Raw genomic sequence first — 11153 nt, 5'->3', positions numbered from 1 at the left:
GCTAATTTAACCCTTTTCAACCGCAGCGCGTTCAGCACCACCGACACCGAGCTGAAGCTCATCGCCGCGGCGGCGAGCATAGGGTTGAGCAGGCCGGCCGCCGCCAGCGGGATACAAATTATGTTGTAGCCAAAAGCCCAGCAGAGATTTTGTTTAATATTGCGGAGCGTGCGGCGGCTCAATTCGATAGCGGCCGGCACGGCGGAGAGATTATTACGCAGGATGACTATATCCGCGGATTCGATAGCCACGTCGGCGCCGGAGCCGAGCGCGATGCCGACATCCGCTTGCGCCAGAGCTGGCGCGTCATTGATGCCGTCCCCGACCATAGCCGTTTTTTTGCGCAGGATCTGATTTTTGCGCAGTTCGTCGAGCTTATTCTGCGGCAGGACTTCCGCCCGGTAATCGACTATGCCGACCTGCTGGGCGATCAACGCTGCGGTTTTTTTATTGTCGCCGGTTAGCATAATGACGTGCAGTCCCATTTTCTGGAGCCGCGCCACCGCCGCCTGACTTTCCGGCCGTAGCGTGTCGGCCAGCGCGAGCATGCCGAGGAGCTGGCCGTCGCGCGCCACATATATAGAAGATTTGCCTTCCGCCACGATCTGGTCTACCGCGCCGGATAATTCCGCTGTGGAAATATTATGCTCGGCCATGAAAACAAAATTGCCGGCCAGCACGGCGCTGCCGTTGAGCCTGGCCTGAATGCCGCGGCCCGGCGCGGCGGTGAATTCTGTGACACTGGAGAGCAACAGGTTTCTTTCCCGCGCGCGCCGTACTATGGCCTGGGCCAGCGGGTGCTCGGAATTTTTTTCCACCGCGGCGGCAGTTTGCAGGAGATAGTCTCCAGCCACGCCAGCTGCCGGAAAAATATCGGTGACCCTGGGCTGTCCGGCGGTCAAAGTGCCTGTCTTGTCCAGAATGATCGTGTCGAGCTGCCGCGCGTTTTCCAGAGCCGCGCCGCTCTTGAGCAAGATGCCGTATTCCGCGCCTTTGCCGGCGCCGACCGTCAGCGCTGTCGGCGTGGCCAGCCCCAGAGCGCAGGGGCAGGCGATGACCAGCACGGCGACGGCGTTGGTTAGAGCCGCGGCCGTGTCGCGCGTAAAGATCAGCCAGCCCAGTCCGGTCAGCAGCGCGCCGAGCAAAATAAATGCCACAAAATAACCGGACACCATATCGGCCAGACTGGCGATCGGCGCTTTGGAGTTTTGAGCGTTTTCGACCAGCTTGATGATCTGCGCCAGCACGGTGGTCTCGCCGATTTTCCCCGCGCGGAATTCCAGCAGGCCGGTCGTATTCAGCGTGCCGGCGTAAACCGCGCCGCCGGTTTTTTTCTCCACCGGCAGACTCTCGCCGGTCAGCAGGGATTCGTCGACAGCGGAGCGGCCGTCGGTCACTTCTCCGTCAACGGGTATTCTGGCGCCGGGCTTGACTATAATTATGTCGCCGATCTGTACCGCGCTGACGGGGATCTCGCTTTCCTGTTTACCGCGCACGACCAGCGCGGTCGGCGGCGCGAGTTTCAACAGTTTTTGTATGGCGCTGGAGGCCTGGGCTTTGGCGGCGGCTTCCAGAGTTTTGCCTAGCAAGACCAGTGTGATAATGACGCCGGCTGTTTCAAAATACAGCGCGTGAGCGGCGTGCGGGCTGCCGTATGACAATGTATATGCATTGTATATACTATAGGCTAGAGCCGCCGCGGTGCCGACCGCGATCAGCGAGTCCATATTGGGGCGGAATTGGCACAGGGCGCGCAGACCGCTGGTGTAAAATTTATAGCCGACCAGAATGATCGGCAGTACCAAAACCAGCTGCGCCAGAGCGTAGCGCAGAGCATGCCGCTGCGGGTGAATAATTTCGGGCAGATAAATATTGGGGAAAAGCATCGGCCCCATCGCCAGATAGAGCAGCGGTAGCGTGAAGACCGCGGCGAGGAAAAATTTACGCCGTAGCGCGCGGCTGGCTTCGCCTTTTTCCGGCGGTTTGGCCAGCACTTGATAGCCCAATTTTTCGATGGCGGCCTGTATCCTGGCTGGAGCGATCTGCTGCGGGTCGTAGACGATCACGGCTTTTTCCGTGGCCAGATTGACGGCGGCGCTTTGCACGCCCTCCAGTCTGGCGACGGTTGTTTCGACCGCTCTGGCGCAGGCCGCGCAGGACATGCCACCGATGTTTAAAATGATTTTCATAAAAGCTCCTTGCTATATACCCCCATAGGGTATCATAAAATTATGCTGGCTGCAACTTTTGGCGGATAGTTACGATATATATACATAATATGATGGCATAATTATAATAATTATAAAGTAACAGCGAGGTTAGCAATGGTTTTAAAAGCGTTTGGAGAGGGAATGGCCCCCCCCCACCAATTGGATTATATAATGATCGGGTTAGAACAACATCGGTATCCCCATCTGGATGAAGCTCGTTTAGCATTTACGCAGGTTTTACGGGCTAAAACCGAATTCGCTAAAAAACTACACGGCCATCAATATGCCCGCTATATATGTGATCGTATAACTCAAATCCCTGTGGCTGAAAGATTGTATACAGATCACGGCAGTGAATACCACGGCAGATGCGCTAAAGTACAGAGTCGTGACTGTGATAGTCATTATGGACCGCTTTTAAAACCTGGCGATTATCAAAATAATAAGGAACAATTTATAAACGATCGGAGAGCTGACGGTGCTCTGCGTACTTATATATACAACATGTCAATTGCAGATATAAAAGAAGCGGCAAAAGACCCGAATAGTCTATTTATGTGTTATTTTATTAATAAAGACAACTTGGTGTACAAACACATTCAACCGCTTAATTGGGTATTGCGTGAACTGCAAGAACGAGCGAAGGATTTTTTCTGGCTGCCCTTGATGGAATCTCCTTCCGATGAAGTAAAAAACATATTGAAAGAAAAAGAAATCAAATATGTTGTCGGCTATCGTGGTCTCGGTCTAAAATTTCAAAAATTTCAAAGTACCGTTGCGGCAATTAGGCAACTGAATGAACTTTCGTCAACTTTGTCCAGATACTTGAGCCAGGCAGAGTTAGCTGTTTTAAGCCGTGTTTTTTGGCTGTCCCAGCATCATCCACTCAATCCTAATGTTCCTCCGCAGTTATTTTTGCCGCGGATTAAAAGTGTGGATAGCATTATAGAGAAAATGGAAGACTATGAGGAAAGATATAAACGGAAAATATTACTTTCTGATCTTACAGACATTACCGGCGCTTGTATTGCTGTCGAGGATTATTTTTCTATTGAAAATGTGATGAATTTAATTAAAGCGACTATTCCTAGAGACCTTGTTTTGGAGGAGGAAAATCTTTATTTTGAAAACAAAAAAGACAGGCCTTATCGAGATGTGAAATATATACTAAGACTTTCGCATCCCACCATGCCGGGCCCCAGCGCGCATATGTGTTATGAACTGCAAATAAAAATTATTGACAGCAAGATATTTCACGATATAGACCACGCTGCCATATATAAAAGCAAATTGGATGATGATAAAAAGGAATATCTAAGGCGAGTTTTTTGGGGACAGCTCTGGATTAAAGAAAAACAGTTACTGGATGAATATATCGGCCTTAATAAAGAGTATCAAAAGTGGTGTGACGATAATAAAACTAAACAATAAAAAATAATGAAGCAATGTTTAGCAAGAACACGATCGTAACGGTAAATTTCGTGCATTCTTTTGTCAGCTTTTACCGAATGGTATAACATAAGGCCATGTTCATCCTCGGCAAAATTTTCACCTGGTCGCTGCTTTCCCCCGGATTGTTCTTGCTGCTGCTGCTTTTAGGTTTGGCTGCGGCGCTCAGCAATAAGCGGCGCGCCTGCGTTTTTTTGCTGATCCTTTCCTGCGCGGCGATTTATTTTCTCTCGGTCAAGCCTGGCCGCGACAGGATCATTGTGCCGCTGGAGACCAAATATCCGCGCGCGCCGGAGCCGCAGATCGACGCGCTGATCGTGCTGGGTGGCGGCGTTTCTCCCCGCGGCGAGCTGAGCGACGCTTCGCTGCAACGGCTTCACGCGGCCTACAGGATTTACCGTCAGAAACCCGTGCCGCTCATTGTCTGCGGCGGCGATCCGCTGGGGGACGGCGTCAAAGAAAGCGCGGTGCTGGCGGCGGCGCTGGCGGACTGGCAGGTGCCGCCGGCTAAGATTATTCAAGAAGATCAAAGCCGCAACACGCAGGAAAATCTGGAGAACGCCAAAAAATATTTGCAAAAATATAAGCTGCAAAAGCCCGGCCTGCTGACCAGCGCCGCGCATCTGCCACGGGCGATGCTGATCGCGGAGAGCCTCGGCCTGCAGCCGCGGCCTCTGCCCTGCGATTTTAGTTATGACGGAGAGCCATATCGCTGGTACGATATTTTCCCGAATGCGGACTGCCTCAAAGACAGCTTTGCTGGACTGAAAGAGTATGCGGGGATTTTTTACTATAGAGTTTTACAAAAAATGCGTTTGATTATAGAATCCTAACCATGCCCAGTTAGCGAACCATAGCCTGACGGCTATGGTTTCATGTAGCGTTGTGTAGTTGTTGTCATTTTGTAAGTATGTGATAGATAATAGTGGCTGTATTTCTGCCCAGTTAGCTCAGTTGGTAGAGCAGAGGACTGAAAATCCTTGTGTCCGTGGTTCAATTCCGCGACTGGGCACTTGGCGCCCCTGCGCCAAGTATTAATTTGCGCGTATTGAGAAACGCGCAAATTATCACCATTGATGCACTGGGCGCTTGGCGCCCCTGCGCCAGGTATTACTAAAACTTCACAAGCGTGGGCAAAATGAACATTATTAACAACATAGCCGTGATCGAAACTCTCCCCGCGCCGATAGACTCTGGCAATGACGCTCTGCAGATCGCGGTTGACGCGCAGGCCGCCGGCGCGCAAAAAGCGGTTTTTTACGCGGAAGTTTTGGCGCCGCGTTTTTTTGATTTGAGCAGCGGACTGGCCGGCGAAGTGATGCAGAAATTTGTGAATTACGGTTTGGCCGCCGCTGTCGTTGGTGATTTCAGCAAACACCAGAGCAAGGCCTTGCGGGATTTGATCCGCGAGTCCAATCAAGGCCGGCAGTTATTTTTTGCCGCCACGCTGGAAGAAGCGCTGGAAAAACTCGGCCAGGTGTAAAAGCCGGTTGATTTTCCCCCCAAACTGGGTAACAATGCTCTGCAAATATAGTGACTGTGTTTTTGCCGGTGTAGCGAACAGCAGCTTTTGGCTGCTGTTTCATGTTCATGGTACAGGTATTGTTATTTCGTAAATATGTGCTAGATAATAGTGACTGTCTTTTTGCCGGTGTAGCTCAGTTGGTAGAGCAGCTGATTTGTAATCAGCGGGTCGTGGGTTCAAATCCTATCGCCGGCTCCAGATATAATATGGTTGCTTCTTTCCATGCTACAATAAACTTGATGTTGCGCCAAATAAATGAGAACGAAACCGCGCGGTACAACGCTTTCGTCGCGCAGGCCGCGCGCGGCCATTTCATGCAGACGACGCACTGGCGCGATCTGAAATGCGCTTTTGGCTGGCAGGACGCCGGACAGTATGTGCGGGAAAAAGACGGACAGATCTGCGCCGGTTTTTCGCTTTTAAGCCGCGCCAAATTTGGCCTAAAAATACTTTACGCGCCGCGCGGGCCGCTGTGGGATATTGACGACGCGGAAATTACGGCGGAAATATTCTCTTTTTTGCGGGATCTGGCCAGAAAGCGCCGCGCGTTTTTTCTGCGTATTTCGCCGAAATTTCTGAACGATGAGGAGAGCGTAAAACGCCTGCTCGATCGATATGCTTTTCGTCTTACCAAAAAACAATTACAGACCAAAGCGACTATACTTGTTGATCTGCGGCGTTCCGAAGCTGAATTATTGGCTTCGTTTCACGAGAAAACACGCTACAATATCCGTCTGGCCGGACGCAAAGGCGTGACGGTCGATGAATTGCGGGACGAGGCGGAGCTTCAAAGTTTTTACCGGGTGCTGCAAAAAATGGCCGCGCGGCAGGACTATGATCTGCAGCCATACGCCTACTATAAATACATCTGGCAAAACCTGCCGCTCGCTAAAATTTATCTGGCTAAATTTGAACATAAAATCATTGGCGGCATTGTCGTGTTTACATTTAAAGACACGGCTTACTATATGTACGGCGGCTTTGACAGCGAATACCGCAGTCTGATGGGTAATTATCTCATTCATTGGGAGATCATGCGGCGCGGACAGGCGGCGGGCTTGAAATATTACGATCTGCAGGGCGTGCCGCTGGTCAAAGACGAAACCCACCCGATGCACGGCTTTTACCGTTTCAAAAAAGGCTTCAACGGGCAGGAAGTGGAATTTATCGGGGAGTATGATTTTGCGCCGCGGAGCTGGTTGTACAACATCTGGCAAAGTTTGAGTTTTGATAAAAAGCAGTACTTACAGTAAGATTACGCCGTTTATGGACATAAAATTCATCCGCAATTTCTCGATCATCGCGCATATCGATCATGGCAAATCCACTCTGGCCGACCGCCTGCTGGAAACGACCGGCACGGTGTCGGCGCGGGAAATGCGCGCGCAGCTGCTGGACTCCATGGATATTGAGCGCGAGCGTGGCATCACGATCAAACTAAACAACGCGCGCTTGAGCTATCAAGCTCTGGACGGCCAGACTTATGAGCTGAATCTCATCGACACACCCGGCCATGTGGATTTCAGTTACGAGGTCTCGCGTTCGCTGGCCGCTTGCGAGGGCGCGCTGCTGGTGGTGGACGCTTCGCAGGGCATCGAGGCGCAGACGCTGGCCAATGTCGGTCTGGCGCGCGAGCTGGGCTTGAAAATAATTCCGGTGATCAACAAGATCGATCTGCCCGCCGCCGATGTGAATATGGCGCAGGAGGAATTGCTGGATGTGCTGGGCATCGATCCCGATGAATGTATTTTGGCCTCAGCCAAAGAAGGTATCGGGATACAGGAGATCCTGGAAGCGATAGTCAAGCGTATTCCCGGCCCGCAAGATAATAATAAACCGCTGCAGGCGCTGATCTTTGACTCTTATTTCGACGAGTACCGCGGCGTGGTGGCGCAGATCCGCGTCAAAGAAGGCGCGCTGCGCAAAGGTATGATCATGCGCACGATGCAGACCGGCAAAGAGCATGAGATTTTGGAGCTGGGCGTCAAGACTCCGGCGCTCCGGCCGGTAGACGCGCTGTCGACCGGCGAGGTGGGTTATGTCATTGCCAATATCAAGGCTATCGAGGATGCGACGGTTGGCGATACGATCACGGACGCCGCCGCGCCGGCCGCCGAGCCGCTGCCCGGTTATCAGCCGGCCAAATCGATGGTTTTCTGCGGGCTTTTTCCGGTGGACGGCGAGCAGTTTGAAGATCTGCGCGAGGCGCTGGCCAGGATGAAACTCAATGACGCGGCTCTGCAGTATGAGCCGGAAACTTCAACCGCTCTGGGCTTCGGTTTTCGCTGCGGCTTTTTGGGGCTGCTGCACATGGAGATCGTGCAGGAGAGACTGGAGCGCGAGTACAATCTCAATCTGCTGGCCACCACGCCCTCGGTGGAAGTAGAGGTGGTGAAAACCAATCAGGAAATTTTGTTGATCGATTCGCCGGCCAAATTGCCGCCGGTGTCCAGTATCGAGGCGATCCGCGAGCCGCTGGTCAAAGCGGTGATCATCACGCCCAATACTTACACCGGCGCGATCATGGAGCTGTGCCAGAAACGCCGCGGCGTTTTCCGCGACATGGAATATCTGGACAAGACGCGCGTGCGCCTGAATTACGAGCTGCCGCTGATCGAGATCGTCACGGATTTTTTCAATAAACTAAAATCCGTCTCGCAGGGTTACGCTTCTTTTGATTATGAATTTATCGAGTTCCGCGTGGCGGACATGATCAAGCTGGACATCCTGCTCAACGGCGAACCGGTGGACGCGCTGGCGGTCATCATTCACCGCTCCACGGCGGAGTCCCGCGGCCGCAAGCTCTGCGAAAAACTCAAAGAGCTGATCCCCCGCCACATGTTTGAGATACCGATACAGGCGGCGATCGGCGGCAAGATTATCGCCCGCGAAACTATCCGCGCCAACCGCAAGGACGTCACAGCCAAATGTTACGGCGGCGATGTGACGCGCAAGCGCAAGCTCCTCGAAAAACAAAAAGAAGGCAAAAAACGCCTGAAATCCGTCGGCGCGGTGGACATCCCGCAGGAAGCGTTTTTGGCGATGCTGAGGATCGAGGAATAGGCGTGGATTATTAAGTGCTATTCGGCTCTTACGCCAGAGGTGAAGCCACGCTACAAAGCGATATCGATATTTGCATTGAAAAGGGCAAACTGCGCACCTTGCTGGAGTTGTCGGGATTTTATCAAGATTTGGCAAAAACTTTACAGCATAAGGTCGATGTTGTGACTATGGACGGACTGGATGATGATTTTAAGGCTGAAATAAAAAAAGAATTTGTGATTATTTATGAGTAATTCAAGAGACGCCAATTTGCTCAAATATATCCTCAAGAGTGTAAATTAAACTGTGTAACCGCTTTATTTTTTTAGTATCCAATTGCAGCGCAGTTATAATTGGCTTAATTTAGACCGAAAAATTTTGGACATTTATTGGATCCCTCAGGAGAGCACGCTGTCTCTAGGCCGCACAGCACCAGAAAAAATCAATACATAATTTTATTCCCTTTCTACGATATTAATAGAAAGTTTGTGTGAGCGGGGAAACTATGGATAATATAAACAACAACAATTATAGCTCGGCCATGCTGAATAATCCTGGTTATGTACAAAAATCAGAGACAAAACTACCTTATAAAATAGAAAATATTAGCGTATCAACAAGCGACGAGTTCTATTGTCCCGGTACAGAAAACAAGGAAACCAGGCCAATGGGGCAAGGACTTCTTGGCGGCACGCTTGATGACCAATGGAGAATGTTTGGTGATTTTGCTGAGCGTCAGCGTCCTAATTTAAATTTGGTTATTGTTCCAGTGGAGTTGGAAATTGTTAATAAAGATACTGGTTTGGATAGAGACACATCCGTCCAGCCGTTGAGGACACATGATGTTGACCGAAATGATCCAGATACACACAAAGCAATAACTGAAGCCACGCTAACGAGAACAGCGTGGGTCGAGGAACCCAGACCAGAAAACGGGAAAGTGTTTGATCTGGATTTTGGACAATTAAAACAGGAGATCGTCCAGAAGATCAGGCGAACTTCCGCGCAAAATTCGCCGGAGATGCGCGATACGCCAATGGAAACCTTGCTGGATATTTATGGACTTACTCCAGAGGATATTGAATTATTCGACGGCGATTACAAAAAAGAAGCTCTAAAGCTGATCCAGGAAGATATGGCCGGGCGGATACAGGAAGCGGGTGGGGATGTAGACAAGGGTTTAATGAGTTTTGCAGATATGGTGATGCATTATCCGCCGAACGATGCCGAATTTGGCAAGACAAACGAGGGACTGCCTGATTTCGGGCAGTGGAGCGGTGAGTTTAAGGTGGGATTCAGGTTGGTTGGAGAGGAAATGAAAATTGTTAAGCCAGTGACGGAAATGAGACTTACTACTGAAAATAATCAAAGAACATTATTACTAAATTTTAAATCAGACGGCATAAATTATGATATTACTTATAATATAGCGGACTTAGAAAATCCTAGCATAGTGGCATCTGCTGGAGACGAGGAAAATCCACAATTAAAAATCAATGGTATAAAGGTAAATACTAATGGTAAAACAATTATCGAGTATCTAACAATGGAATGTAATATGTCGTCTAACGATATTAAAAATAAATTTGAGAATGTGAAGTTAGAAGTGCCGGAAGACTACCTGGATGGCGGTACATTAGGTGGTAGAAATATCAGTTTCACTTATTTGAACAGATTAGAATTTATTGCCAGAATTGGCATACAGGATGATTTTGTTCTTGACGACCCTGACATGGAGCATATATATAAGTTTCAATACGAAAATGATAATTTCACAGTTGCTAATAATAGAAATAATCAAGAATATGTAGGTTGGTTATATACCATAACCGTTGATAACCAAGAAGAACCCAAATTAAAAGTTTTTATACCCAGAACAAAAGACAACGACATACCAATGATTTCTGGTGGCGGTATAAATATACCAAATAGTAATAATACTGGAATAACAGATAAGAGTGGCGAAATTTGGATTGTAGCGAATCAACCTAATGTAGTTTCAATAAGAAGTTTGTCTGGTAACACAAAAAATAAATTTTTATGGTAAAATGGAATATCTTTAAAAGGAGAAAGTGAATTATGGAAGTGAATATGTTTAGTCTAAATTCAATTTTCACTCGTGTTTTTCCTACTTTTAAGACTGGAGACGAATGGATCGATCTGAAAAATAATACGGGGAGACTTGATGGAATAAGGCAGTCTCATGAGATACTAAAAAACACTAATGACATCGGCAGTAGAGAAACAGCAATCGATGATGATGATATTGTTGTTTTTTTAAGAAAGAATATTGTAAATATCCCTGATGATAAAGTGGCAGAACTAGTTGATGTTTTGCTGGAATATATACAACAAAATCCAGTAGGCGAGCCTTATTATGAAGGAGAAAGTTCTTTCATGGCAGAGAAATCTCTGGCTATAATTATCGCTTACAATCCACAGTATTTATCTTCTATAGAAGAGCTTTTGGCCAATAATAGTTTTTTGATTCGCTGGGCAGCGGTAACAACAGTCCTTCTATCGCAAGATGACAGCAGGTTGGCAGGCGCATTATTGAATAAAGAAACATTGCAAGGTGAATCTATAACTAAAAAGATCTTTTCATTATATGAAAATGAACAGAATAAAAAAATTACCGACGAATCACCCGATATAAAAGTAACTTATTATCAGATTGGCGAGCTTTATGCGGAATATCTGAATAACCTGAAACAATTGGTTGATTATTTAAGCTGAAATTCAAGTAATTTTAATTCAATGAAATCACAGTTATGCCACCTAAGCACGTCATTATCTGAGCCGTATCTGGGTTGTGGTAAGTAACACATAATCTCGATGTATTGTGATGCAAGAAATCCGGCATTTTTCTCGATATACTTGTAATTTTATGGATAGTATGTTATCTTGTAGATAGTATATTGGCTATA

At 48.4% G+C, this 11153-nt stretch carries 9 protein-coding genes and 2 tRNA genes; 10 read left to right on the top strand and 1 reads right to left on the bottom strand.

Features of this window, described 5'->3' with window-relative positions:
• Positions 1 to 2189, bottom strand: a 2189-nt coding sequence (locus tag LBJ25_06215) for a heavy metal translocating P-type ATPase (protein ID MDR1453547.1), incomplete at its 3' end; no start/stop codon positions are given.
• 135 nt (positions 2190 to 2324) lie between these two features.
• On the opposite strand from LBJ25_06215, the gene LBJ25_06210 reads away from it, so the two are divergent.
• From LBJ25_06210 to LBJ25_06165, 10 genes are all read left to right on the top strand, one after another.
• Positions 2325 to 3641, top strand: coding sequence for a hypothetical protein (locus tag LBJ25_06210; GenBank protein ID MDR1453546.1), 1317 nt, complete (start codon positions 2325 to 2327; stop codon positions 3639 to 3641).
• Positions 3642 to 3736: 95 nt separating this feature from the next.
• Positions 3737 to 4492 carry a YdcF family protein gene (locus LBJ25_06205; protein ID MDR1453545.1) on the top strand — a complete coding sequence of 252 codons (756 nt, stop codon included), beginning with the start codon at positions 3737 to 3739 and terminating at the stop codon, positions 4490 to 4492.
• Between the two features lie 106 nt (positions 4493 to 4598).
• Positions 4599 to 4671, top strand: a tRNA-Phe gene (locus LBJ25_06200).
• Between the two features lie 126 nt (positions 4672 to 4797).
• Positions 4798 to 5142: a DUF4180 domain-containing protein gene (locus tag LBJ25_06195; GenBank protein MDR1453544.1), complete on the top strand. Its 345-nt coding sequence runs from the start codon at positions 4798 to 4800 to the stop codon at positions 5140 to 5142.
• A 164-nt stretch (positions 5143 to 5306) separates the two neighbouring features.
• A tRNA-Thr gene (locus LBJ25_06190) sits at positions 5307 to 5382 on the top strand.
• Between the two features lie 41 nt (positions 5383 to 5423).
• Positions 5424 to 6437: an aminoacyltransferase gene (locus LBJ25_06185; GenBank protein MDR1453543.1), complete on the top strand. Its 1014-nt coding sequence runs from the start codon at positions 5424 to 5426 to the stop codon at positions 6435 to 6437.
• Between the two features lie 13 nt (positions 6438 to 6450).
• Positions 6451 to 8247 carry a translation elongation factor 4 gene (gene lepA, locus LBJ25_06180; GenBank protein ID MDR1453542.1) on the top strand — a complete coding sequence of 599 codons (1797 nt, stop codon included), beginning with the start codon at positions 6451 to 6453 and terminating at the stop codon, positions 8245 to 8247.
• A 14-nt stretch (positions 8248 to 8261) separates the two neighbouring features.
• A complete protein-coding gene (locus LBJ25_06175; protein MDR1453541.1) occupies positions 8262 to 8480 on the top strand; it encodes a nucleotidyltransferase domain-containing protein in 219 nt (72 codons plus the stop codon).
• 251 nt (positions 8481 to 8731) lie between these two features.
• Positions 8732 to 10273 (top strand): hypothetical protein, encoded by a 1542-nt coding sequence (locus LBJ25_06170; GenBank protein ID MDR1453540.1) that lies wholly within the window; start codon positions 8732 to 8734, stop codon positions 10271 to 10273.
• 32 nt (positions 10274 to 10305) lie between these two features.
• Positions 10306 to 10962, top strand: a complete 657-nt coding sequence (locus LBJ25_06165; protein ID MDR1453539.1) for a hypothetical protein — start codon at positions 10306 to 10308, stop codon at positions 10960 to 10962.
• The last annotated feature ends 191 nt before the right edge of the window (positions 10963 to 11153 follow it).

This window comes from Candidatus Margulisiibacteriota bacterium, assembly GCA_031268855.1.
GTDB lineage: Bacteria > Margulisbacteria > Termititenacia > Termititenacales > Termititenacaceae > Termititenax.
The sequence above is the reverse complement of the archived record's forward strand: the minus strand, read 5'-3'. Positions and strand labels throughout refer to the sequence as shown.

Coding starts and splice junctions, on each gene's coding strand:
- LBJ25_06210 (MDR1453546.1), top strand. CDS start 2,325: ATGGTTTTAAAAGCGTTTGGAGAGGGAATGGCCCCCCCCCACCAATTG.
- LBJ25_06205 (MDR1453545.1), top strand. CDS start 3,737: ATGTTCATCCTCGGCAAAATTTTCACCTGGTCGCTGCTTTCCCCCGGA.
- LBJ25_06195 (MDR1453544.1), top strand. CDS start 4,798: ATGAACATTATTAACAACATAGCCGTGATCGAAACTCTCCCCGCGCCG.
- LBJ25_06185 (MDR1453543.1), top strand. CDS start 5,424: ATGTTGCGCCAAATAAATGAGAACGAAACCGCGCGGTACAACGCTTTC.
- lepA (MDR1453542.1), top strand. CDS start 6,451: ATGGACATAAAATTCATCCGCAATTTCTCGATCATCGCGCATATCGAT.
- LBJ25_06170 (MDR1453540.1), top strand. CDS start 8,732: ATGGATAATATAAACAACAACAATTATAGCTCGGCCATGCTGAATAAT.
- LBJ25_06165 (MDR1453539.1), top strand. CDS start 10,306: ATGGAAGTGAATATGTTTAGTCTAAATTCAATTTTCACTCGTGTTTTT.